The organism is Moraxella bovis, from assembly GCF_025985205.1.
GTDB lineage: Bacteria > Pseudomonadota > Gammaproteobacteria > Pseudomonadales > Moraxellaceae > Moraxella > Moraxella bovis.
This window is the reverse complement of sequence record NZ_CP087840.1, coordinates 1,246,414-1,269,751: the sequence shown is the minus strand read 5'-3', so window position 1 is coordinate 1,269,751 and position 23,338 is coordinate 1,246,414. Positions and strand designations below refer to the sequence as shown.

The following is a 23,338-nucleotide window of genomic DNA, read 5'->3' as shown; positions in this document are numbered from 1 at the left end:
ATTGATATTGGATTTATCATGCCATTGGCAATAATTCCAACTTCTCGCCCTGCTCTACCGCCTTGCGATTTTTTATGGTATTCGCCCAGCGTATGACGTTTTGGTATTCGTGTACACTCAAAAATTCAGACGCGTTATATTTGGCATAGTCATTCTCGCCAATGTACAAATTGCCTAGCACCAACGCCCCATACCACGGATAAATCGCCATGTCAGCAATGCTGTACTCGCCCGCCATATAGTCATGCTCCGCCAGATGTTTGTCTAGCACATCAAGCTGGCGTTTGGTTTCCATCGCATAGCGGTTAATGGCGTACTCAATCGGCGTGGGAGCGTACGCATAAAAATGCCCAAAACCACCACCAACAAAGGGAGCTGAACCCATTTGCCACATGAGCCACGACAGCATTTGGGCGTGGTCGGTCGGATTTTTTGGTAAAAATTTGTCATACTTTTGGGCAAGATAAAGCAGTATCGCCCCACTTTCAAACACCGATATGGGCGTGTCGGTGCTATAATCCACGAGTGCAGGGATTTTTGAATTGGGGTTAATCTCCACAAAGCCTGTGCCAAACTGCTCGCCATTCATGATGTTGATTTTAAAGGCATCATAGTCGAGTAGCCCCAACGCCTTTAACTATTCTAAGATGATATTAACCTTAATGCCGTTGGGCGTGTTTAGGCTGTATAACTGATAAGGCTTATCGCCTTTTGGCAAGGTTTGTTCGTGCCTTGCCCCTGCACTAGGTCGGTTGATGCCACCAAATTTTCCGCCCATGTCATTAGGCGTCCAAACTTTTGGGGGTGTGTAGCTCATAACTTTACTCCAAATTAAATTTTACGTTTGCAATGGTTATTTTCAATATCAACTGGAAAATCCTCATCAATACCTTCAAAAGCACTAATATAAGTGTCTTTGTCGATAAAACGAATGCGAACCATCATTTCATCTGCCATCTCTTTTTCAAAATTTGCCCGCTCTATGATGGATTTTGCAATCAAAATTGAATCCTTGCTGTGCTTGGGAAAATCGTCTGTACTGTTGTAATTTGGCATATCCACCGCATAAGATTGGACAATATTATCATAATATCTTATTTTATCGCCCATTACTTGCCATTTTGACAATGCTTTTATGGTGTCAATCTGATAAAAATCATCATCTTTACCCCACTTATAAATTATTGATTTTTCGGACAATATACCATTATCACGATATTCAATATCGCTGGTATAGTGAAAATATTCATCTTCTACGCCCTTACATTCCCATTTACCCACCAAACTCTGTTCAAGATTTGCCATTACTAATGTTGGTAAAAACAAAACACACGCAAGAAAATTTTTAAGCATTATTATCTCCAATTAATATACAATCAATCATTAAAACCAAACTTATTTTAAGCGTTGGCAATGCCCTTCAAAACCATCTTCAAAATAATAACGGTGTTTATCTTTGCCATCAAATTCAAGATAATGCCAATTATTTTCTTCAAAACTCTCCATCATTAATGCCCTACCTTCTGCATTTACTTTATCGTCAAATTTATAAAAGCCACCATCAGGTAAAATAAAATAATATTGATAATAATTGATGTCTGGATTACTCATCAATAGCTTATTATCTTTGAGTTGCCATTGATAATTCATGATACCAAATTCCAATTCAGGCAAATTATTTACTTTTTCTTTGATTTCCATAAACTCCGTTGCCGTACCATCGGCATGATAACGCATGAGTGTTTTTAACAAATAGTATTCACTATCTGCCACGCAACGCCAATCACCTACCACATCAGGGGCAGATATATTGCTATTTGCTAAGGCTGTCATGGGTAATATCATCGCCCATAAAAGAGATTTTTGCATGATTATTCCTTATAAAATAAAACCAAATAAACCTTGTTTATGACACGTGGTAAATATCTGACTGTCCACATCATTCATGATAAAAGATTTTTTATTGATAAAATGAATATCAAACGTTCTTTTGTTAATGTCATTATTTATCATGTCCTGCACCATTGGCAAGGATTTTTGTAGGGCGATATTTGCCTGCTCCAAATCATCTTTATTGGCATTTGGCATTCTGACGGCATAATTATGAAATTGATGATTGCCATAATGCAGGGTCTCTTGTGCCAATGTCCATGACGATTTGGCAGTGGCGGATTCGATTTGATAGGCATAATCATTAGGCTGTCCATAATAAATGCGAATATGCTCGTGCATGGTGTGGTTTTTAAAAAACTGCAACTGACTTTCTTGTTTAATGAGCGGATTGGCGTGTTTGATATGGCATTGCCATTTGCCAATCAGGGCTTTATCGCTATCAGCATGGGGACTATATGACGGATTGGCAAGACCAATTATCGGCAGTATCATGCACAGACTTAGACTGGCACTCATCATGCGTTTAGACATAGCCAATTTCCTTTAAAAACTGATATAACTCATCGGCAAATTTGGCGTACCCTACCCCATTGGCGTGGATTTGGTCGGATTTTAGTTTGTCGTCCGATAGGATATTTGACCATGCTTTTTCAAGTAATGGTACGTTCATCTCGCTCGCTACGTCTTTATACACAGGGTTATCGCTTGCCTTGCCAAACAGGGCACTGGCGGATAAATGTGGCTCGGCAATCAGCACCACAGGGATATTTTTGTCTTGCAATGCCTTGATAATGCTTACCAAATTAGCACGGGTTTCGCTGGCATTTACTCGTCTTAGCACGTCATTGCCGCCAATCCCCAGTAGCACCAATTTGGGATTTTCGCCAATCACGCTGTCCATGCGGTTAAGTACGTCTTTGGTCGTATCGCCATTAACGCCCATATTGATGATGTTCCAGCCTGTTTTTTGAGCAAGGACAACAGGATAGCTTTGGGATTTGTCCGCCCCATAGCCAAAGGTTAGACTATCGCCCAATGCCACAACCTTTGCCCCGCTTGACATGGCGGTATATTTGGGCGTGTCGCTACACCCAATGGCGAAGGCAATGGGCAGGACGATGAGTGATTTTAATAGGCTACGGCGGTTTGGCATGGTTTTTTCTGGTTAAATTTTTAAAATTATAACAAAAAAGACGGAAAAATTTCCGCCTTTTTGTGGGTTTTATTTTACTAAAATTACAGTAAAATTTTGCGTGGGTCAGCAAGCAATTTGGCGATATAGCGAGTAAACACCGCCGCATCTGCTCCGTTAATCGTACGATGGTCGTATGACAACGATAGCGGTAGCATAAGACGTGGTTCAAACTCTTTGCCATTCCAACGTGGCTGATAGGTAGATTCAGAAATCCCCAAAATTGCCACTTGTGGGTGATTAACCAGCGGTGTGAAATAAGTACCGCCCATGTTGCCTTGGCTTGAAATGGTGAATGACGCACCTTGCAAGTCTTTGGCGGACAGCTTCTTATCACGGGCTTTTTTGGCAAGCTCGCCAATCTCAATGGCAAGCTGGCGAATGCCTTTGGCTTGGGCATCACGAATCACAGGCACAATCAAACCGTCATCGGTCGCCACCGCAATACCCATGTTCACCGATTTACGGATAATCATTTGGGTGTTGTCATCCGACACGTGGCTGTTGAATTTGGGGTGCTGAGTCAAAGCGTAAGCAACCGCCTTAACGATAAACGCTAAAATGGTAAGGCTCACGCCTTGTGCCTTAAACTCGGCTTTTAGCTCGTTACGCATGGCTTCGGTGTCGGTAATGTCCGCCAAGTCAAACTGCGTAACTTGTGGCAAAAGCGTGTTTAGGTTGAGCTGCGGAATAGAGACTTTTTGTAGGCGCGTTAGTTCAACCGTCTCAATCTCACCCCAGATTTCTTTATTGCTCATGTCAGGCAGTGGTGGCAGACTAATCGCCGAACCGCTTGCCACGCTGGCAGTGGGCTTGGTGGTGGCACTGCTGATGACCGACTTGACATAGCCAAACAAGTCTTCTTTTAGGATACGACCGTGTGGAGCTGTTCCCTTCACAAGGCTAATATCCACGCCCAATTCACGAGCCAACTTACGCACGGCAGGTCCTGCGTGAGCGTCTTTGGCACGAGCGCTCACTTCTGCTTCTGGCAGTTTGGCACCGCTTGCAGGGACGGACGCAGGAGCTTCTACCTTTGGTGCTTCTACCTTAGGCGTATCAGTTTTGACTTCTGCTTTGGTTTCGCTTAGAGCGGACGCTTGGGCAGGGGCAGAACCACCTTTAATGGCAATAAAGGCTTGACCGTTGGTTACGGTATCGCCAGCATGTACCAAAATCGCCTCTACCACGCCGTCAAGTGGGGCTGGCACTTCCACAGATGCTTTGTCAGACTCAACAAGTAGCAAGGATTGACCCTCGGTAACGCTATCGCCAACCTTAACAAGCACTTCGGCAACTTCAGCACTATCCACGCCCAAATCAGGTAGGCTGTGCGTTTGGCTTGCACCGCCCGAAACCGCACTTGGGGCTGGTTCGGATTTTGACTCTTCAGCTTTTGGAGCTTGCGGCTCTTCTTTTGGTTCTTGTGGGACTTCTTGAGTTTCTGCTTTTGAAGTAGAGTTAGATTGACCTGCTTCTACCTCAAAAAGGGCTGTACCCTCAGAGATACTGTCGCCAACTTTTACCAAAATGGCGGTTACGGTACCGCCCACAGGGGACGGCACTTCTACGGACGCTTTGTCAGATTCTGCCAAAATTAGGCTGTCATTTTCGGAAATAACATCGCCAACTTTTACCAAAATTTCTGCCACTTCGGCACTGTCTACACCCAAATCGGGGGCTTTAATTTGCATGATTTGTCTCCTTATTTGGGTTCGGTAATATTGCTGTCGTTAAGCAGTTTGGCATCTGCCTTATCTTCGCTACGCCCTTCGGTGCTGATGGCACTGTCTGGCTCATCTTTTAGCTCAGGCACAGCTTTTGGTGTTGGGCGCGCAGGAGCTGGGGCATCTGGGTAGTAGTCATGGTGTGGTTGCGGCTGCCATGCAGGAAGTTGGTCAGCATCAATACCAAAGCCAGAAATGGCATCTTTAACCAAACGCACGTCAATCTCGCCCTCGTCCGCCAACTTTTTCAAGGTGGCGACCACGATATGAGCTGCATCCACATTAAAGAAGCTACGCAAGTTGGCACGAGTGTCCGAACGTCCAAAACCGTCTGTGCCTAGCGTGGTATAAGGGCGTGTGTCAGGTAGCCAGCCACGAATCTGCTCAGGATAGTTACGCATATAGTCGGTAGCAGCAACCACGATACCTTTGTGTGGGGCAAGCTGTGTGGTGACCCAAGGTAGTTTTGGTTCGTCCGTTGGGTGCAAGCGGTTGTAATCGTCGCACGCCATGCCGTCACGAGTCAGCTCATTAAAGCTCGTTACACTCCATACGTTGGCTTTGATGTTAAACTCTTCTGCCAAGATACGAGCTGCTTTTTGCACTTCTCTTAGAATCACGCCTGAGCCAAGTAGCTGCACTTGGGTTGAGCCGTTGTCTTCTAGTAGGTACATACCACGTTTGATACCTTCTTCAATGGCTTGTCTGTTGTCACCAATGGCAGGTTGGTCGTAGTTTTCATTCATGAGTGTGATATAGTAGTACACACGTTCACCATTGCCATACATACGTTTTAGACCGTCATGCATGATAACAGCAAGCTCATAGCCAAAGCATGGGTCATAGCTGACACAGTTTGGTACGGTGCCAAATAGAATGTGGCTGTGACCATCTTGGTGTTGTAGGCCCTCGCCGTTTAGCGTGGTACGTCCTGCGGTTGCCCCAAACAAGAAGCCTTGGGCTTGCATATCGCCTGCCGCCCATGCAAGGTCGCCAATACGCTGGAAGCCAAACATCGAGTAGTAGATGTACATCGGAATCATCGGCAGAGCATTGGTTGAGTAGCTTGTGGCAAGGCTAATCCACGAACTCATCGCCCCTGCTTCGTTAATGCCCTCTTCTAGCATATGCCCGTCTTTGGCTTCTTTGTAGCCCATGAGTGCTTCGGCATCTTCGGCAACATAGTTTTGACCGACTGATGAATAAATGCCAAGTTGACGGAACATGCCCTCCAATCCAAAGGTACGAGCTTCATCAGGAACGATAGGCACAACGTATTTGTTTAGCCCTTTGTCTTTTAATAGTGCCGAAAGCAAACGCACAAATACCATCGTGGTGGACTGCTCTTTTCCTTTACTGCCTTGTAACACACCGTCAAACACAGACAATTCGGGGATTTCTAGTGGGATATGACCGCTACGGCGAGCAGGCAAGTGTCCGCCCAAAGATTCACGGCGACCCATGAGGTATTTGTATTCAGGACTGTCTTCGCTTGGGCGGTAAAATGGCAAGTTTTGCAATTCATCATCGCTGATTGGTAGGTCAAATCTGTCACGGAAGTATTTTAGACCACTCTCGTCTAGTTTTTTTAATTGGTGAGCTTTGTTTACCGCTTGGATTTGCTTGGATAGACCATAGCCCTTGACAGTTTTGACAAGGATAACGGTTGGCTGACCTTTGGTTTTCATGGCTTCGGCATAAGCAGCATACACCTTTTTGGGGTCGTGTCCGCCACGGTTTAGACGCATGATTTCATCATCAGACAAGGCAGACGCCATGTCGGCAAGCTCTGGGTATTTACCAAAGAATTCTTTGCGTACAAACGCACCGTCACGAGCGGTATAAAGCTGATATTCGCCGTCCACCACTTCTTCCATGCGTTGCTTTAACGCACCTGATGTGTCTTTGGCAAGTAGGCTGTCCCAATGGTCACCCCAAATGACTTTAATCACACGCCAGCCTGCCCCACGGAATACCGATTCTAACTCTTGAATGATTTTGCCATTGCCACGCACAGGACCATCAAGACGTTGCAGATTACAGTTGATGACCCAAATTAGGTTATCAAGCTTTTCACGACCTGCCATGCTAATCGCACCCAAGCTCTCTGGCTCGTCTGTTTCGCCATCGCCTAAGAACGCCCAAACTTTGCGGTCTTCGTCTTTAATCAAGCTACGGTTGGTTAGGTACTTTTGAGTACGGGCTTGATAAATACTCATCAAAGGCCCAAGACCCATCGATACAGTCGGGAACTGCCAGTAGTCAGGCATGAGATAAGGGTGCGGATAGCTTGATAGACCTTTGCCGTCCACTTCACGGCGGAAGTTTTTGAGTTGTTCTTCTGACAGACGACCTTCCATAAAGGAGCGAGCGTACATACCAGGGGCACCATGACCTTGATAATAAATCATGTCGCCACCGTGGTTCTCGCTTGGAGCTCGCCAAAAGTGGTTAAAGCCAGTCTCATACAGGGTTGCCGATGACGCAAATGTCGCCAAATGCCCACCCAAATCATCGTCATTTAGGTTGGCACGCATGACCATCGCTAGGGCGTTATAACGCATGATTGAGCGGATTTTACGCTCTAAGTGCAAATCCCCTGGATAAGCAGGCTCGTCTTCGACGGCAATGGTATTGACATAAGCAGTGTCTAGGCGGTTAAAAGGCAAGCCTTCTTGTACTGCTTTGTTATATAGGGCTTTTAATAAGAATTGAGCCCGCTCTTTGTCGGCGTTTTTGATGACCGACTCAAATGCATCAAGCCACTCTTGGGTTTCTACATGGTCGGAATCGTTGTAATAGGTCGTCATAAAATTTTCCTACTGTTGTGAATGCTAAGATGAACTTAGCGATGAATGTCAAGCACAGATAGCTTGACAGAAAACTATGTCACTTTTGTGAAAAGCTGTGAAAAGTTACTTTTTATAAAAGCTAATTTTAGTCATATATTATAAAAGACTTTGCCTAAAATTTGTTATGTTTTTTGGTAAATGTTTATCATTGAACTATTTTTTAAATAAATAAGGCGTGCTGAACATTGATAACATTTTTATGAAATAAGATGAAAATTTTAATGCTTGGCAGTGGTTCAAAAAGTATGCTGTAACAAAAACTAAAAAGACAACTTAACCAAACAGTGGTAATTTACGGTTATGAAGACGACAATTACCATTACTTGCCCAAGTTGCCTATGTCATAGTATAAAGAAAAATGGCGTAAAAAGCTATGGCAAACAAAATTATTTTTGTAAAAATTGCCACAGACAGTTTGTCCAACAGTCAGAACTAAGCTACAAGGGCTGTTATTCGCACATAGACAACAAAATACGCTTAATGCTTGCTCGTGGGTGTAGCATTGCAGATATTGTGGTAATTGAACAAGTGAGCAAAGCAAAGGTGCTAAGTGTACTCACAAACAGCAACCACAAAATCAAACCCAAACAACAACATTACGACACCTTAGAAGTGGATGAGTTTTGGACTTATGTTGGTAACAAGAAAAACAAAGTTTGGCTCATCTATGCTTATGACAAAGGCACAGGTGAGATTGTTGCTTTTGTGTGGGGCAAACGAAACCTTGCTACTGCCAAAAAACTCAAAATACAACTTACCCAACTAGGCATTACTTTCAACAAAATTGCTTGTGATGATTGGGATAGCTTTTTAACTGCCTTTAAGCACTCTTTAAAACAAGTTGGTAAACGCTTTACTGTGGGTATTGAAGGCAATAACACCAGACTGAGAACCTTCGTCAGGCGAGCATTTAGGAGAACTTGCTGTTTTTCTAAAAAGCTAGAAAACCATTTCAAAGCATTTGAGTTGGTGTTTCATTATATTAACTATGGTTGGGTTTAGCATACTTTTTAGACCAGAGCCTAATGCTTTAGTCCATTTTTGCATGAAAAATGGCTAAATCTTGTGGCTCGAAGTCAAAAACTTGCTTGATAGAATGACTATCAATCTCAAGTTTTTTCCTTGAAAAACGTGCGATTTTTCTCATTTTTCATTGCAAATACCAACATTCAACACGCCCTAGTGAAAATAAATTTTGGGTGAAATCATAACAGACATCTCACCCCAAGCCCACTAGCCAAACACGTATCGCCTACCACCAAAGGATGACCAACAGAACAAGTCACTGATAAAACGCTTGTACTGTTTTCTCGCCATCTTTGACAATGTCCACAGGCGTATCATCGCACGGCACTTGATAAATGGTGTTCGCCCCTTTAAAAATATAGACCACATAAGGACTATCAAGCAGTGGATTGATGTTTTGACTGGCGTCCTTGATCTTTGCCAATACCATCATCTCATCAGGGCGTGCCAGTACACGCTCGACATCAGATTTATCAAGCGATAAGGCATTCACGCCAAAATAATCCCACGCCTCATCCACGCTTATCTCATCCAAAGGTTCGGGGTTATCCCACAGCGTTTTTGCCCCGTCAGGCTCTTTCATTTGCATGAAAAAACCGCCTGCCTGCTCACTCACTTTTATCTGAGCAGGGCTATTTTTCTCAACGCTATAACAGCCGACAAATGCCCCTGCCTGCCCATCTGCTTTGGCAGTCGGGGCGTTATCGGTTGGGGCGGTTTGGTTGCAGGCGGTTAAGCCAAGGGCAAAGAAAATGGATAGGATACAAGAATAAGATTTGATAGACATGGTGTGATTAATAAAGGTTAAGTTAAATTGATTCGTGTTAGTTTTTGATTTTAGATGATTTTATTAATTTTAAAAGCAAATCATCAAGTACTGACATCATTTAAAAAAATGATAAGTTTATTAAGGGGTAAATTTTAAAAAACAAAATTGCAATCAACAATATTTTTAGACAATCCCCATCGGAATACATTACAATTTGTTTATGTTAAAATCTTATTATTTTTGGCAAATGCGACTGTTACCGATATTTGTAAATTTTAAAAATTATTCAAATAACAAACCAAACCATCACTCAGGACGGCTAGACAGACGATGATAGCCCACGCTCTCACCAACATCACCGACAAAACCAAGCTGTCGCCACACTTCATACAGACAAATCGCCACGCTGTTAGACAGGTTAAGACTGCGAGAATCAGGGAGCATGGGCAATCTTAGCCAGTTATCCGCCTCAATGTCATCACGCACAAAAGACGGCAAACCGTCTGTCTCTGAGCCGAACACCAGTGCCACCGAGCTGTTACCAACTTTAAAATCATAGTTATAAAACGGACGGCTAAACTTGGTCGTCATCGCCACGACCGTATCCACACCCACGCTTGCCAAATAAGCACGGCACGTCTGCCAGTCATCATGTACTTGCATGTTGGCATATTCATGATAGTCAAGACCCGCCCGTCTTAGCTTTTTATCATCAAGCTCAAAGGCCAAGGGCTTGATAAGGTGCAATTTTGCCCCTGTATTGGCACACAGACGAATGGCATTGCCGGTATTGTTGGGGATTTTGGGGGTGTAGAGAACGATATGAATTTGTTTCATGGCTGTATTTCGTTGTTATTTTTATAAAAAAGCCCGAACCAAATGATTGACGTATTTAAAGCCCATCTTGGTCGGGGCGATGATGTCAGGGTGAAACACCATCAGCCCTTGATGTTGCAGGGGTAAAAGCTCATTATCAATCGTGCTAATAAGTAGCCCCGTCCGCTCTTCAAAGGTGCGAGTCGTCGTGCCATCTGCCAAACGCAGGGCATTCATCATAAATTCAAAGGGCAGGCTTTCATCCGCTACCCGTTCAAAGCCTACCATCTTTGGGGCGTTATCATAATTTAGATAGTCTTTGGGCAGGCGAGATTTGGCATAACGATAAATGCCATCTGGATAATCATCATGTCCATGCAGTGTTACTTTGCCATGCCCACCTGCCCCAATGGCAAGATAGTCGCCAAACTGCCAATAATTGACATTATGACGACACGGCTCATCATCACGCCCGACCCATGCCGACACTTCATAATTGGCAAAACCTGCTTGCAAAAGTCGCTCTCGCCCTGCATTCTCTATGCGTTCTAGCTCATCATCACAGGGCAGGTCGGGCGGACTGCGATAAAAGGCGGTGTTCGGCTCAATGGTTAGCTGATACCATGAGATGTGCGTTGCCCCTGCCGATAATGCCATGTCAATGTCACGCACGGCAAGTGTGGCGGTCTGATTGGGCAAGCCATGCATTAGGTCGGCATTGATACGGGTAAAGCCTGCTTGTTTGGCGTTTTTGACGGCATTGACCGCTTCATCATGGCGATGTATTCGCCCCAATGTCGTCAACACCTCATCATCAAAGGACTGCACACCCACCGATAAGCGGTTGATACCCAGTGCCAAATAGTCGGCAAAAGGGGCGTGTTCTAGCGTGCTGGGGTTAGCTTCTAAGGTAATCTCAATATCATCGGCAAAAGGAAGCATCTCACGCAACCCCAAAAGAAGCACCCGATACTGCTCTATCGGCAACAGCGACGGTGTTCCCCCACCGATAAAGATACTCTGTATCGCACGCCCCCCTGTTAAGGCAACCTGCGAGCGAGCGTCAGCCAAAAGTGCCTTGACATAGTCGGCAAAGGGAGCAGACTCGGGCAAGGCGTGCGAGTTAAAATCACAATACGGGCATTTTTTGACACACCACGGAATGTGAATGTACAAAGACAATGGGATATTGGCAGGGTCAAGGATTAGGCTATGTTCGTTCATGGGTTTTTGTGGCGTGACACATGCCATGCCTTTTGTTGTTTTTATGATTGGTTGTTATGATTTTTGTGTTAAGTTGCCATACTATTTGGTATTGTATTTAGCCATCATATCAGCTCACGCCTAGTCTTGCACCAAATCATCAAATTGCAACAAACCAAACTTCATCCCCAAATGCTTCTCTAAGGCAGGCAGGTTAAAGGCGTCATCTTCGCCCACCAAGCTAACAGACACGCCCGATTGTCCTGCTCGCCCTGTGCGTCCGATACGATGAACATAATCATCAGGCAAATCAGGCAATGTGTAGTTAATGACATGGGTCACGTCATCCACATGTATGCCACGCCCTGCCACGTCGGTCGCCACCAGTACGTTTACTTCGCCATCTTTAAAGCGTTTTAGGTAACGCTCTCGCTTGGCTTGGGCAACATCTCCTGAGAGCATGGTCACGTCCACATGCTTGCGTAGGTTGTCATACAGGCGTTTAACTTGGTCTTTGCGATTGGCAAAGACAATGGCTTTTTTGACATCATCACTGCCAAGCAACTGCTTTAATGCCGTCAGTTTTTGGCGGTCGGTCAATAGATAAAAACGCTGTTCAATGTTCTTATTGGTACGACTCTCGGGGGCGATTTCCACAACAGTCGGCTGATACAGCCAGCGATACGCCAAATTCATGACGTCGGTGTTAAACGTTGCTGAGAACAGTAAACTTTGGCGGTGCGTATTGGCAGGCATTTTGTTGATGAGTCGCTTGACATCAGGAATAAACCCCATGTCCAGCATGCGGTCGGCTTCATCTAACACCAACACTTCCACACGGTCAAGAAACAGCACGCCCTTTTGCACCCAGTCAATAATCCGCCCCGGTGTGCCAATCAAAATATCCATCGGGCGACGGTTTATCTCATTTGCTTGCTTGTCATAATCCGCCCCACCAGTCATGCACAAAGCATACAACCCACTGTATTTGACGAGCTCTCGGCAGTCGCTATAAATCTGCTGTGCCAGCTCTCGGGTCGGTGCTAGGATTAACGATCGTGGCTCACCCAAATAACGTGTCTCATCATCACCAAACGGGCGAGAAAGCAGACTTTGGATGATGGTAATTAAAAACGTGGCGGTCTTGCCCGTGCCTGTCTGTGCCTGCCCAATGGCGTCTTGTCCTGCTAGGGTATGGGGCAAGATTTGGGCTTGAACGGGCGTGAGAGTCTCAAAACCCAAAGCCGATACTGCCTTTTGGATGGGTTCTGCTAGGGGTAAGTCACGAAACGTGCTAAATTGCTCGGTCAAGGGCATGTCCTTTTAAGCTAAATGAGCGAATATTGTTTGGTGTTTTTACCAAATGTTTGTCAAGTTTTTATCAATGATATTTTTAAAAATGATAAAAATCAAAAGTGATTGGCAACATTTATGTTTTTATCTTTTGATATTTTTAAATCATCCATCCAAATCATTGAAACAGGCATTAAGTGAGCCTTCCACGGCTTGCTGAACAAACCGCTCTTTGTCAGCTTTGTCATCATAAACAGGCATTTTATAAATGATGTTCAAGCCGTTTTGCCATGTCTCGTCGATGAATGACACCATGTCTTTTTTGGAAAAACCTTTTTCCACTCTTTTTAGGGCTTTATCAAGGTTTTTCTTGGCTTTGTCTTTGCTGACGCCATTTTGATGGTCGATGGCGATGTCATAAACGCCTTTACTGGCAAGCATGCAAATCCCTGCTACCTCTTCGATTCTGGCTGATTCATCCGCTGATAAGGTCACTGCCGAATGAGCCGTACCGCCAACACCAAGCAACGCTAGGATACCAAGTGTATGGATAAGTTTGTTTGGCTTTTGCATAATCACGCCTTTATAAAAGAATCAATTTTATATTTTATCATAACTTATCATAACAGGCAAAACCCAATTTAAAAGCCTAATTTTAAAAGCTAATATTAAAGCCCAGTTTTAAAACCTTATAAAAAACCCACCCCAAGGGCAGGTTTTGCGTGATTTAAACATCACATTAATTTGGTGACTTCTTCGGCTTGCAATCCTTTATCGCCTTCGGTCACGACAAATTCCACCATTTCACCTTCTCTTAGTGAGCGATAGCCGTCACCAACAATAGAACGAAAATGCACAAACACATCTTCGCCAGTGGCACGCTGGATAAAGCCAAAACCTTTGGCATTGTTAAACCATTTGACCTGACCTTGTTCACGAGCAGACATAACACTTCCTTAAAAATACCACATTGTAACACTTACAATGATACAAATAACCAAATAAGCCTACGCACTACGCAGTTATCGTAAACTCGTGCCTAAATATAGCACACTTTTAAAGGGCTGTAAACGCATGTAACCAAACATTAACAAAAAATTTACACCCCACTACCTTTAAAAATTTGTTAAAATAATCAGTATTTAGCATAAACACACATAGACATCAGCACTCATGAATCAAACCACCCCCCTAAACCGTAAATTATTAGTGCTAAACGGTGCCAATCTGCACTTATTGGGCAAGCGTGAACCGCACATTTATGGCACGACCACCTTACAAGACATCATTCACCGCCTATCCACCACCGCTCATCAGCACGGTATCCAACTTGACCATTTTCAGTCCAATCACGAAGGCAACATCGTGGACATCATTGGTAGCCAAGGCGTATTGGCGGACGACCACGACAAATTTGATGGGGTCATCATCAATCCAGCCGCCTTTACCCACACGTCCGTTGCCATTCGTGATGCTTTGCTTGCCAGTGGCAAACCCTTTATTGAAGTGCATTTATCCAATGTCCACGCTCGTGAACCGTTTCGCAGTCATTCATATTTTTCGGATAAGGCGGTGGGCGTGATTTGTGGGCTTGGCGACATGGGTTATGACATGGCATTGGCATGGTTTTTAAAAAATTTATATAAAACAAACGGCGTACACTCATGACCATCATCGCTTATACTGACGGGGCGTGCAAAGGCAACGGCAAGGCAGGGGCATCCGCTGGCGGATTTGGCACGCACATCATCTATCCCACAGGCGACGTGCTAAACATTTGGGGCGGTGAGAGCGACACCACCAATAATCGCATGGAACTCATGGGGGCAATCACCGCCCTAGAACGCACGCCTGCCGATACGCCAATACAGATTTGGACGGACTCGGGCTATGTCAAAAACGGCATTACCCAGTGGATTGACAGCTGGAAAGCCAAAGGCTGGAAAAAAGCGGACGGCAAAGCAGTACTCAACCAAGACCTATGGATACGTCTAGATAACGCCTGCCAACGTCGCACCATTGATTGGCAGTGGATAAAAGGACATGCAGGACATGTCGGTAATGAGATGGCGGATAAACTTGCCAATGATGGCGTTACTGGCAGTGGCGAGTTGTTTATCAGTCACGCCCCGACAAATAACCCTGCAAACGACAAGACAGACAGCAAAACCAATACTGAGCCAAACACCATATCAAAAGAGACAGACGAGATAACCACAATGAACGAGACCACCAACCACGCCCTTGATGGTAATAATTTTCATAGCACTGATTTTCATGACAATGCCGTTTATGAGAGCGACTTGGGCGATGACATGAGTTATTATGCCAACATGGCAAACATGGTCGCAGATGATGAATTCGGCCCCACCAACCCAATGGCAGATGTGGGAGCGGATGTTAATGACAGCGAACCAATCAGCCAAACCCAAAATAAAATCCCCAGCAAAAAATCCAAGAAAAAAACACCGCCTGCCCCCATGCAAGTGGTTCGCCACAACCACCAAAACCCTGACTATGACGGACGCACCGATGAGATCCGTGAGCCGTTTTGGGCGGTACTGCCCGACCCCATTCATCGTGGGGCGTCAGAACGTCAGCTGATTATGGATACGGAGACGACAGGCATTGACCCTGCCACGGGCGACCGCATCGTTGAGATTGGCATTGTTGAGATGGTCAAACGTAAGCCAACTGGGGTTCAGTTACATGTGTACCTAAATCCTGACAGGGAGATGGATGATGAAGTCATTGGCGTTCACGGCATTCACAATGAATTTTTGGTAGACAAGCCCCGATTTGCCGATGTCGCCCCTTATGTCTATGAGTTTATGAAAGGGGCGGAAATCATCGCTCATAACGCCCAGTTTGATATGAAATTTTTATCGCATGAGTTTGACAAAGTGGGCATGACCGACTTTGCCGATGTCGTGGAAGTCATCGACTCACTCATGCTTGCCCGCAAAATGTACGCAGGGCAAAAGAACAATTTGGACGCCCTTGCCAAACGCCTAGATGTCGGTCAAGACATTGACCGTTCCTACCACGGAGCATTAAAGGACTCGCAGATTTTACTTGAAGTCTATCTTGCCATGACCAGCGGACAGATTGCCATGAGCATGGAAGAAGAAGAAGGGGTGAGCCAAGATAACAACAGGGGTGAGATTAGTTTTAGTGATTTAAGTGCCTTATCCGCCCAATTGATTCGCTCAAAAGATGACTTCTCTGCCGATGGGGCATGGCGCAAGAGCGTACTCAAATAACAATTTATCCGATATTTGCCCTATTTAGCATAATTTTACTTGCCAAGTTTCGCCAAACATGGTTAAATGTAGCGATTATTAATGCGTGCTGTAAAACAACAGGATTATCATGACTCAATCAGCCAAAACCGCCACCAATTTTGACTTATCATCACTTCATATTTTGCGTAATGAAATCGGCTCTGTGCTAAAAGACGCCGAAGTGCATTTGCGTGAGTTTTATGATGACCCTGACCAAGCCCCCCTGCTGTTAGACTCAGCAAATAACCTATCACAGTTATCTGCCATTTTTGAATTGATTGCCTTTAACGGAGCAGGACTGCTTGCCGAAAATCTATCAGCAAGTTATACCCTGTTGCATGGTAATGCCGATGGCGATGAATATGAAAATGAGATTCTGATGACAGACATCTCAGAAGCCATCATGCTACTAGACCGTTATGTTGAATTTGTCTTATTAAAAGAAACGCCCGAACCTGCCTTGCTACTACCCATCATCAATAAACTGGGCGGACATTTGGGACATGCTGTCATCGAATCCACCACCCTAAACCAAAACATTAACAGCGTCATCATCGCCGACCCCCAAGCAAACTACGCTTCTCTTAGCACGCTTGGACTCAATGTCAGAGCCTTAACCCAAGCCTATCGTGCAGGCCTATCTGTCATCCTTGAAAATAAAGACGGCGTCATCTCTGATGATGAACGCCAAAAATTAGATGGTATGACCAAAGCCTGTGCTTTGATTGCCCAGCATTCTGATACTCTATTTTGGCAATCGGCAAAAACCATTACCCAAAACATCGCCAACGACCTGCCGCTAAGCCACGCCAAAAAGCGTATCTTGGTTTATCTAGAACAGCAATTTTCTGACTATTTGCCGATTGAGGACCGTCGTTTTGCCGAGATGGTCAGCTTTGCTTGCAACAAAAACAAAGAATTTGCCACCCTTGCCAATCAAAAGTACGCTCTAAACCGAGTAAGCGACACCAAGTTTAGCGAAATGCAACGTTTCTTATTCGGGCCCAACCGTGAAATCACCGACACACTCAACGACTTGATTCAAGAGCAAATAGAAGCCATCAAACAAAAAGTAGATAAATTCGTGCGTACCTCTAACGGCATGGGTGAGATTGGCGATATGGTCAGCATTGATGACATCAAAACCGAGCTTAATAGCTTATCCCAGACCATGACCTTGTTAGAGCTTGCCGACGCTAGCCAAGCATTAACAGCAGCCTCAGCACAAGTGAGCGGATGGCAAAATCCCACCCTAGAAGACTTGGATACTTTTTTAGATAAGTTATTGGTCGCTGAAAATTCTGCCATCTTCCTTGCTAAGAGCCACACCCCTGGGGCGGTTAAATTACCCCTGCACAACCGTGAAATCTCACTACATCAGCTCGATACTTCTTATGAGACTTTGGTTAAAGAAGCACGTAGCAACCTAACTGCAGCAACTTTGGCATTAACTGACTATATCACAGATAGTAACCGTGACATCATGAATCTGCAAAACACACCTGAGATGATTCGCCAAGTGGCAGGAGCGGCAGCGTTCCTACGCCTATCTGTCGCCTCAGCTCAGCTATACCTGCTGGCTCGTCGCTTAGAAAACGGACTGCTTGATAAAGTTAAAACTTCCCCCGACAGCGAGCTGATTCGCATCAGTAACGCTTGGGCAGATGTCTTGGTGGCGGCAGACTTTGAATTTGAAAACTTTGAAGAAAACCGTCCTACCAATGAACAAAGCATTCTCATCAGCCAAAATAGCTTAAATCAGCTCGTGGCATGAAGCATCAAAGCATCAACACAGTAGACACACAGTCATCGGCTACCCATGCAATATGGGTCGTTGATGGCGATCGTGTTTTTTGTCGTGATGGCAAGCCTTATGCATTTTATCATACTGAGATAAGCATAGATGGCTTAGATAGCTTGGATGATGGTTTGGATGACACACTAGGCGTGGTTGAACTACTACATTTTGGAGATGATGGCAGACGGGTATTTGCCATTGATTATCAAAAGATGACTAAGCCACATTCTCTCGATGGCGAATTTATCGCTTATCGCCATGCCGTTGCCGTAACCGACGGTCACACCGCCCATGAAATCTCGGCAGGCATTCAGCTGTTATTATGGCAAAAGGGCAATCAATTCTGTGGCTATTGTGGTACCAAAACAGTAAGTCGCCACAAAGAAAATGCCATGGCATGTCCTACCTGCCATCAGCATTTTTATCCTAAGATACAGCCTTGTGTCATCATCGCCATCACTCGTCCCTGCCCTGTGACGGGTCAGCCTCAAATCCTGTTGGCACAACATCATCGCCATCAGGCAACAGGCATGTATGGACTTATCGCTGGATTTATGGAAGTGGGCGAGAGTGCCGAGATGACCATTCATCGTGAAGTACTAGAAGAGACCGGCATTTGCGTGGATAACATTCAATACATCAAAAGCCAAGCCTGGCCATATCCAACCAATCTCATGCTTGGCTTTTGTGTCACCTATAAGTCGGGAAATATCGTCATCGATGAAAATGAGCTGTCCCATGCTCAGTTCTTTGGTAAAGATGACCTGCCACTAATTCCCAAGCAAGGGACAATTGCTTACGATCTGATCAATCAAGCATTAGGGCTAAATGAATGCTAGTGCATGCCTATCATTGATGACATCTTAACACTATTGATTTACCTTACCTTTAGATGTATTTATAATAAAAAATTGCAATTTACCCTTATGAGCTATTGTGCTTGAATAAGTCACAATTCATTCTCACGCCCCATATTGAAAAAAACAAAGAGCGAATATTCTCGCCCTTTTTATCATTAGATTACAACAATTACCACGCCTGCGACAATGCCGACAGCACGCCTTTTAACATCGACGATACGGTACTGCTACACACGCCAATGCCCGAATACACTTTGCCGTCAATATTTAACTGAACGTATGATGCCGCCGCTGAGTTGGTTTGGTTGTCGTCAAACTCGTCATCAAGCAGGCTCTCGGTCGCCTTGGCGTTAATGGCGTGTTCGGAGTAATTGGTAACGTGGATATCCTTACCTGTCGCCTTAACAAGACCGCCAATGAATGCCGACAATGCCCCATTGCCCTGCCCGATGATTTCTAGTACATCGGTTGGCGTGGCGATTTGCCCGTTAAATGACACATCTCCGCCCTTGTTGTTAATCTGATAATCGCTTAATTTAAAGGTCTCTTGGGTCAAATAAGTCTTGGTAAAGATGTCAAGGAGCTCATCTGTTTTTAGCTCACGAGCCAAACTCTCGGCTTGGTTCTGCACCACTTTAGCAAAATCAATCTGCGTCCAACGTGGCAAATCAAAGCCATAATGACGCTGTAAGATATACGCCGCCCCGCCCTTACCCGACTGGCTATTGATACGCACCACGTCTTGATAACTGCGTCCGATATGCACAGGGTCAATCGGTAAGTATGCCACGTCCCAATGCTGTTCGGTTTCGGGGTGTTTTTCGTTATAGTCAAGCGACTTTTTAATGGCATCTTGGTGCGAACCGCTAAATGCCGTGAACACAAGCTCACCGACATAGGCATGGCGTGGGTGTACAGGCAGATTGGTGCAATCGGTAGCCACTTGTACAATCTCACTCACCTGCGACAAATCAAGCTCAGGGTCCACCCCTTGTGTGTACAGGTTCATCGCCATGGTCAAAATATCCATGTTGCCCGTACGCTCGCCATTACCCAGTAGCGTGCCTTCCACACGGTCAGCCCCTGCCATCACGCCAAGCTCACTTGCCGCCACGCCACAGCCACGGTCGTTGTGCGTATGTAGGCTCACAATCACGTCTTTACGGCTTGGCAAATGACGACAAAAATACTCAATCTGGTCGGCATATAGATTGGGCGTGGACGCTTCTACCGTTGCAGGTAGGTTCAAAATCACTTTTTGACCGTCTTGGGGTCGCCACACATCGCATACCGCTTGGCACACTTCTACGGCAAAATCGGTCTCGGTCTGGCTAAAACTCTCAGGGCTGTACTGAAAAATCCACTCGGTCTCAGGATAACGTTTGGCAATGTCTCTTAGCAAAGTCGCCCCATTGACCGCAATCGCCTTAATACCGTCCTTGTCAAGCTGATATACCTTATCACGTTGCACTCTTGACGTGCTGTTATAAACGTGAACAATGGCACGTTTTGCCCCTTTTAGGCTCTCAAAGGTACGCTCAATCAAATGCTCACGAGCCTGTACAAGCACCTGCAAAGTAACATCATCAGGCACATGACCGCCTTCAATAAGTAAGCGTGTAAAATCAAATTCCACTTGGGCGGCAGACGGAAAACCAATCTCAATCTCTTTAAAACCAACCGCCACCAAAAGTTTAAAAAACTTTAACTTTTGTTCAATGGTCATCGGGTCAATCAAGGCTTGGTTGCCATCTCGCAAATCCACGCTCGCCCAGATGGGGGCTTTTTCTATGCGTTTGTCGCACCAAGTGCGGTCGAGCAGGTTTGGGGCGAATTCAAAAGGGCGGTATTTGGTAAAATCAAAAGCAGGATTTTTTGGGGTGATTTTGGGTGTTGGCATGGCTAGGCTCGCTATATTTTTTAAATTAAAACCGTTCGTGGTGAGCTTGTCGAACCACAAGGGTTTTCCCGCCCTTCGATAAACTCAGAGCAAACGGAAAACTTAATAAATCATTGTATTATCATACCAAAATTTTGCACTAATTTTTACCAATTTTACAAAAATTTTTGGCATATTTTAGCCATATTTACCAAAAAATAATGAATTTATGGTAAAATCCGCCAAATTTTGATAATTTCTCAACATGAACGCCATTAGCCTAGACCCCATTGACCACAAAATCCTAAAACTACTCACGGACAACGCTCGCCTTGCTGTTGCCGACATCTGTGAGCAGGTCAATCTGTCCGCCACGCCTGTCATTCGCCGAATTAAACGGCTTGAAGACATGGGTGTTATCACAGGCTATCACGCTCATACGTCCGCACGCTCACTGGGTAACACATTGTCCGTCTTTGTGGCAGTCAGCATGGATAAGCACACCGCCGAACGCTTTGGCGAATTTGAAAATCACATCAAAACCTTTGATGAAGTGGTGTCATGCAGCCTTGTTACAGGGCGGTCGGAAGATTATCTCTTAAAGGTCGTGGTGCGTGATATGAGCCATTATGAAGAGTTTTTACTCCATAGACTAAGCAAAATTGACGGGGTCAGTCAGCTTCATACCAGTTTTGAGTTACGGGAAGTGTTTAGTCGGGGGGCGGTATAAATTTGATTACTCACCTTTTAAAGTCTTAATAAAATCGTTTAGCATTTGTATTTGACGTTCCTTTTCACTTAATAATAAATCTTTTTGCTCAATAATAGCATTAAGTTTTTCTATTTCAGCAACCAAAGATATAGGATTATTATTGTAATAATTTGCTTTATTGTTATCACTATTTTCATTCATCATGACAAAAATACCTTTATCTGATAACAACTCAGCAATATCAATGTTAAATATTTGAGCGATTTGTTCTAATTTATCCAATTTAAGTTTTGTTTCTCCACGCTCAATCTTAGCATAACCATTAGCAGACATATGTAGTTGCTCCGCCATTTTTTCTTGCGACCAATCTAAATTTTCACGCAATTCACGAATTTTTTCATGAGTTTTCATGGTATTACCTACAAAATGGAGTATTATCACAACAAACTGGTTAGACACCTAACCGATTTGTGTGTGGTTTTGGGAATTAAATTTGACTAGAATTATTGTACCATAAAAATTTTGGAAATGATATGGCAGATATATTAATTTCAAATAGTTATGGGGGACTGATTAAACCTGCATAGACCAGACCAGAGAGCAGACCAAGCCCGAGCCATTGATACATCTAAGCTGTGGGCGGTTGGGCGGTCAAGAATATGCAGAAAACAAAATGATTAAAATTGATGGAAAGTGATAGAAAAATGATGAAAAAACCTGCATAAATGATAAAATTTTGATGGGCGTTTAAATAGTGTTTAAACGCCCATCATCCAGCCTAAAAATCAAGCGACCCTACCAAGTAGCGGTCGCTTTTTTATGCGTGGTGGCGGGTGTGGGTAGTGCCTGATGCTGGGGCTAGTGAGGTAAGTCGTAGCTGATATGAACAACCTGCCCATAGATTTCAATGTCGGAGCTGTCTAGGTCGGCTTTTGATAGGTCTATGGGGTCGTAAATGGTGTTGTCGCTGATAAGGCGAAGCCCTGTTGGTAACCATTGCGTGCGTTTGACATACAACTGCTCGCCGATGCGTATCACATAGATACGACCGTCTTTGGCTGTATCTTTTGATTTGTCAATTAAGACAGTGGCATTTTCTGGAATTGTGGGGAACATACTGTCGCCGTCTGTGTTAATGGCGACAAGCTGGCTTGCTGTAAGGCTTGTGCGGTTAATCCACTCTTTGCGAAAAGCCAAAAAGTCATCTGTGCCAATCACGCCATCGCTAAACTTACCGCCCCCTGCACTGGCAATAACTCCCCTAAAATAAGGCACATAATGGTACTCATCATCGCTGGTGCTGGTGGGTTCTGGCGGGAGCGTGTCGCCGTCTGTACCGAAAATTAGGTATTGGGGGCTGACCTTATAAAGGCGAGCGAGTTTTTCTAGGGTTTCCAAAGAGACTTCGGTCGCTCCAACTTCCCATTGACGAAGGGTGGTTGTGCCAATTCCTACCTTTTCACACACAGTTGCACGCCCTAAGCCAGACTGTTCTCTGACTTGTTGTAAACGGGTCCCGATTTTTTGCCTGTTCATAGACTACTCTCTTTTTACAGTTTGCATTTTCTTACTGTAAAAAACCATATTTTCAAAAAATCTTTTTACAGTAAATTATATTGTTATTTAAATCAATAACATAGCACAATATTTGGTGGATTTTAATTAAAATTTACTGTAAAAAAACTTTTTACACTTTACAAGTGGTTTTTTTACAGTTATAATGTCCGTATTCAGTAAGCATTTTCAATTATTGAAAGGAGTAAGTGAATGCGTACATTACTAAGCCAAGAAAAAAGCTCAATAGGTGAGCTTAAAGATTGGCATCAAGCGGACATTATCGCTGGACTTAAAAAAGTCGGCACCAATATGTCAGCACTCTCAAAACAGCACGGTCTGTCTCGTGGCTGTCTAAGAAATGCCTTGTATCGCCCCTATCCTAAGGCTGAGCGGATTATCGCAGGAGCAATTGGCGTTGCCCCTGCGGACATCTGGCCCAGTCGTTATGCGTAAACCATTTGACCAAAAAAGGTGAAA

22 protein-coding genes and 1 pseudogene are annotated in these 23,338 nt (G+C 44.5%); 7 read left to right on the top strand and 16 right to left on the bottom strand.

Translation table 11 applies throughout. The features are described 5' to 3' along the window. Nucleotides 1-16: 16 nt before the first annotated feature. The 7 genes and pseudogenes from yghU to aceE all read right to left on the bottom strand — a co-directional run bounded on the left by yghU (nucleotide 17) and on the right by aceE (nucleotide 7,622). Nucleotides 17-817 (bottom strand): annotated as a pseudogene (yghU, locus tag LP107_RS06260) (glutathione-dependent disulfide-bond oxidoreductase). 14 nt (nucleotides 818-831) lie between these two features. After that, nucleotides 832-1,353 carry a hypothetical protein gene (locus LP107_RS06255; protein ID WP_078275120.1) on the bottom strand — a complete coding sequence of 174 codons (522 nt, stop codon included), beginning with the start codon at nucleotides 1,351-1,353 and terminating at the stop codon, nucleotides 832-834. 42 nt (nucleotides 1,354-1,395) lie between these two features. Further along, nucleotides 1,396-1,869 (bottom strand): hypothetical protein, encoded by a 474-nt coding sequence (locus LP107_RS06250; protein WP_078275121.1) that lies wholly within the window; start codon nucleotides 1,867-1,869, stop codon nucleotides 1,396-1,398. A 9-nt stretch (nucleotides 1,870-1,878) separates the two neighbouring features. Further along, nucleotides 1,879-2,424: a hypothetical protein gene (locus tag LP107_RS06245; protein WP_112742321.1), complete on the bottom strand. Its 546-nt coding sequence runs from the start codon at nucleotides 2,422-2,424 to the stop codon at nucleotides 1,879-1,881. Further along, nucleotides 2,417-3,046 (bottom strand): GDSL-type esterase/lipase family protein, encoded by a 630-nt coding sequence (locus LP107_RS06240; protein WP_078275123.1) that lies wholly within the window; start codon nucleotides 3,044-3,046, stop codon nucleotides 2,417-2,419. The genes LP107_RS06245 and LP107_RS06240 overlap by 8 nt, the downstream gene beginning before the upstream one ends. 83 nt (nucleotides 3,047-3,129) lie before the next feature. Next, complete coding sequence (locus tag LP107_RS06235; RefSeq protein WP_264675867.1) at nucleotides 3,130-4,779, bottom strand: dihydrolipoyllysine-residue acetyltransferase; 1,650 nt, start codon at nucleotides 4,777-4,779, stop codon at nucleotides 3,130-3,132. Between the two features lie 11 nt (nucleotides 4,780-4,790). Beyond that, the gene (gene aceE, locus LP107_RS06230) at nucleotides 4,791-7,622 is read right to left on the bottom strand and encodes a pyruvate dehydrogenase (acetyl-transferring), homodimeric type (protein ID WP_112742323.1); all 2,832 of its coding nucleotides are present in this window, start codon (nucleotides 7,620-7,622) and stop codon (nucleotides 4,791-4,793) included. Nucleotides 7,623-7,964: 342 nt separating this feature from the next. On the opposite strand from aceE, the gene LP107_RS06225 reads away from it, so the two are divergent. Continuing rightward, complete coding sequence (locus tag LP107_RS06225) at nucleotides 7,965-8,666, top strand: IS1 family transposase (RefSeq protein ID WP_078275358.1); 702 nt, start codon at nucleotides 7,965-7,967, stop codon at nucleotides 8,664-8,666. 280 nt (nucleotides 8,667-8,946) lie between these two features. Here LP107_RS06225 and LP107_RS06220 read toward each other — a convergent pair whose 3' ends face one another. From LP107_RS06220 to LP107_RS06195, 6 genes are all read right to left on the bottom strand, one after another. Then, nucleotides 8,947-9,477 carry a hypothetical protein gene (locus LP107_RS06220; RefSeq protein WP_112742324.1) on the bottom strand — a complete coding sequence of 177 codons (531 nt, stop codon included), beginning with the start codon at nucleotides 9,475-9,477 and terminating at the stop codon, nucleotides 8,947-8,949. 288 nt (nucleotides 9,478-9,765) lie between these two features. Continuing rightward, nucleotides 9,766-10,296 carry a tRNA (cytidine(34)-2'-O)-methyltransferase gene (locus LP107_RS06215; protein WP_112742325.1) on the bottom strand — a complete coding sequence of 177 codons (531 nt, stop codon included), beginning with the start codon at nucleotides 10,294-10,296 and terminating at the stop codon, nucleotides 9,766-9,768. A 21-nt stretch (nucleotides 10,297-10,317) separates the two neighbouring features. After that, a complete protein-coding gene (gene hemW / locus LP107_RS06210; RefSeq protein ID WP_264682830.1) occupies nucleotides 10,318-11,526 on the bottom strand; it encodes a radical SAM family heme chaperone HemW in 1,209 nt (402 codons plus the stop codon). Nucleotides 11,527-11,619: 93 nt separating this feature from the next. Then, nucleotides 11,620-12,795, bottom strand: a complete 1,176-nt coding sequence (locus LP107_RS06205; protein ID WP_112742327.1) for a DEAD/DEAH box helicase — start codon at nucleotides 12,793-12,795, stop codon at nucleotides 11,620-11,622. 141 nt (nucleotides 12,796-12,936) lie between these two features. Beyond that, nucleotides 12,937-13,344 (bottom strand): hypothetical protein, encoded by a 408-nt coding sequence (locus tag LP107_RS06200; RefSeq protein WP_112742328.1) that lies wholly within the window; start codon nucleotides 13,342-13,344, stop codon nucleotides 12,937-12,939. A 161-nt stretch (nucleotides 13,345-13,505) separates the two neighbouring features. Beyond that, complete coding sequence (locus LP107_RS06195) at nucleotides 13,506-13,718, bottom strand: cold shock domain-containing protein (protein ID WP_029102179.1); 213 nt, start codon at nucleotides 13,716-13,718, stop codon at nucleotides 13,506-13,508. 226 nt (nucleotides 13,719-13,944) lie between these two features. Here LP107_RS06195 and aroQ point away from each other — a divergent pair, with 226 nt between their 5' ends. The 4 genes from aroQ (at nucleotide 13,945) to nudC (ending at nucleotide 18,692) form a co-directional block, all read left to right on the top strand. Then, complete coding sequence (aroQ, locus tag LP107_RS06190) at nucleotides 13,945-14,439, top strand: type II 3-dehydroquinate dehydratase (RefSeq protein WP_078275131.1); 495 nt, start codon at nucleotides 13,945-13,947, stop codon at nucleotides 14,437-14,439. Beyond that, complete coding sequence (dnaQ, locus tag LP107_RS06185) at nucleotides 14,436-16,034, top strand: DNA polymerase III subunit epsilon (RefSeq protein WP_264682828.1); 1,599 nt, start codon at nucleotides 14,436-14,438, stop codon at nucleotides 16,032-16,034. Before aroQ ends, dnaQ begins: the two co-directional genes overlap by 4 nt. A gap of 109 nt (nucleotides 16,035-16,143) precedes the next feature. Continuing rightward, entirely contained in the window at nucleotides 16,144-17,829 is a 1,686-nt protein-coding gene (locus tag LP107_RS06180; RefSeq protein WP_112742329.1) for a hypothetical protein, read from the top strand. Further along, a complete protein-coding gene (nudC, locus tag LP107_RS06175; protein WP_112742330.1) occupies nucleotides 17,826-18,692 on the top strand; it encodes an NAD(+) diphosphatase in 867 nt (288 codons plus the stop codon). The genes LP107_RS06180 and nudC overlap by 4 nt, the downstream gene beginning before the upstream one ends. A 190-nt stretch (nucleotides 18,693-18,882) precedes the next feature. Here the strand turns inward: nudC and leuA are convergent, their stop codons facing one another. Continuing rightward, entirely contained in the window at nucleotides 18,883-20,613 is a 1,731-nt protein-coding gene (gene leuA, locus LP107_RS06170) for a 2-isopropylmalate synthase (protein ID WP_112742331.1), read from the bottom strand. A 244-nt stretch (nucleotides 20,614-20,857) separates the two neighbouring features. Between leuA and LP107_RS06165 the strand changes: the two genes are divergently transcribed. Continuing rightward, a complete protein-coding gene (locus tag LP107_RS06165) occupies nucleotides 20,858-21,322 on the top strand; it encodes an Lrp/AsnC family transcriptional regulator (RefSeq protein ID WP_078275135.1) in 465 nt (154 codons plus the stop codon). 6 nt (nucleotides 21,323-21,328) lie between these two features. Here the strand turns inward: LP107_RS06165 and LP107_RS06160 are convergent, their stop codons facing one another. Both LP107_RS06160 and LP107_RS06155 read right to left on the bottom strand, forming a co-directional pair. Next, entirely contained in the window at nucleotides 21,329-21,715 is a 387-nt protein-coding gene (locus LP107_RS06160; RefSeq protein WP_029102174.1) for a helix-turn-helix domain-containing protein, read from the bottom strand. A 447-nt stretch (nucleotides 21,716-22,162) separates the two neighbouring features. After that, nucleotides 22,163-22,840 carry an XRE family transcriptional regulator gene (locus LP107_RS06155; protein WP_264675869.1) on the bottom strand — a complete coding sequence of 226 codons (678 nt, stop codon included), beginning with the start codon at nucleotides 22,838-22,840 and terminating at the stop codon, nucleotides 22,163-22,165. 231 nt (nucleotides 22,841-23,071) lie between these two features. On the opposite strand from LP107_RS06155, the gene LP107_RS06150 reads away from it, so the two are divergent. Then, on the top strand, nucleotides 23,072-23,314 hold the full coding sequence (locus tag LP107_RS06150; protein WP_264675870.1) for a helix-turn-helix domain-containing protein: 243 nt from the start codon (nucleotides 23,072-23,074) through the stop codon (nucleotides 23,312-23,314). The last annotated feature ends 24 nt before the right edge of the window (nucleotides 23,315-23,338 follow it).

Excerpts from the sequence above, each read along its gene's own strand:
- LP107_RS06255 (WP_078275120.1), bottom strand. The coding sequence starts at position 1,353 with ATGCTTAAAAATTTTCTTGCGTGTGTTTTGTTTTTACCAACATTAGTA.
- LP107_RS06250 (WP_078275121.1), bottom strand. The coding sequence starts at position 1,869 with ATGCAAAAATCTCTTTTATGGGCGATGATATTACCCATGACAGCCTTA.
- LP107_RS06245 (WP_112742321.1), bottom strand. The coding sequence starts at position 2,424 with ATGTCTAAACGCATGATGAGTGCCAGTCTAAGTCTGTGCATGATACTG.
- LP107_RS06240 (WP_078275123.1), bottom strand. The coding sequence starts at position 3,046 with ATGCCAAACCGCCGTAGCCTATTAAAATCACTCATCGTCCTGCCCATT.
- LP107_RS06235 (WP_264675867.1), bottom strand. The coding sequence starts at position 4,779 with ATGCAAATTAAAGCCCCCGATTTGGGTGTAGACAGTGCCGAAGTGGCA.
- aceE (WP_112742323.1), bottom strand. The coding sequence starts at position 7,622 with ATGACGACCTATTACAACGATTCCGACCATGTAGAAACCCAAGAGTGG.
- LP107_RS06225 (WP_078275358.1), top strand. The coding sequence starts at position 7,965 with ATGAAGACGACAATTACCATTACTTGCCCAAGTTGCCTATGTCATAGT.
- LP107_RS06220 (WP_112742324.1), bottom strand. The coding sequence starts at position 9,477 with ATGTCTATCAAATCTTATTCTTGTATCCTATCCATTTTCTTTGCCCTT.
- LP107_RS06215 (WP_112742325.1), bottom strand. The coding sequence starts at position 10,296 with ATGAAACAAATTCATATCGTTCTCTACACCCCCAAAATCCCCAACAAT.
- hemW (WP_264682830.1), bottom strand. The coding sequence starts at position 11,526 with ATGGCATGTGTCACGCCACAAAAACCCATGAACGAACATAGCCTAATC.
- LP107_RS06205 (WP_112742327.1), bottom strand. The coding sequence starts at position 12,795 with ATGCCCTTGACCGAGCAATTTAGCACGTTTCGTGACTTACCCCTAGCA.
- LP107_RS06200 (WP_112742328.1), bottom strand. The coding sequence starts at position 13,344 with ATGCAAAAGCCAAACAAACTTATCCATACACTTGGTATCCTAGCGTTG.
- LP107_RS06195 (WP_029102179.1), bottom strand. The coding sequence starts at position 13,718 with ATGTCTGCTCGTGAACAAGGTCAGGTCAAATGGTTTAACAATGCCAAA.
- aroQ (WP_078275131.1), top strand. The coding sequence starts at position 13,945 with ATGAATCAAACCACCCCCCTAAACCGTAAATTATTAGTGCTAAACGGT.
- dnaQ (WP_264682828.1), top strand. The coding sequence starts at position 14,436 with ATGACCATCATCGCTTATACTGACGGGGCGTGCAAAGGCAACGGCAAG.
- LP107_RS06180 (WP_112742329.1), top strand. The coding sequence starts at position 16,144 with ATGACTCAATCAGCCAAAACCGCCACCAATTTTGACTTATCATCACTT.
- nudC (WP_112742330.1), top strand. The coding sequence starts at position 17,826 with ATGAAGCATCAAAGCATCAACACAGTAGACACACAGTCATCGGCTACC.
- leuA (WP_112742331.1), bottom strand. The coding sequence starts at position 20,613 with ATGCCAACACCCAAAATCACCCCAAAAAATCCTGCTTTTGATTTTACC.
- LP107_RS06165 (WP_078275135.1), top strand. The coding sequence starts at position 20,858 with ATGAACGCCATTAGCCTAGACCCCATTGACCACAAAATCCTAAAACTA.
- LP107_RS06160 (WP_029102174.1), bottom strand. The coding sequence starts at position 21,715 with ATGAAAACTCATGAAAAAATTCGTGAATTGCGTGAAAATTTAGATTGG.
- LP107_RS06155 (WP_264675869.1), bottom strand. The coding sequence starts at position 22,840 with ATGAACAGGCAAAAAATCGGGACCCGTTTACAACAAGTCAGAGAACAG.
- LP107_RS06150 (WP_264675870.1), top strand. The coding sequence starts at position 23,072 with ATGCGTACATTACTAAGCCAAGAAAAAAGCTCAATAGGTGAGCTTAAA.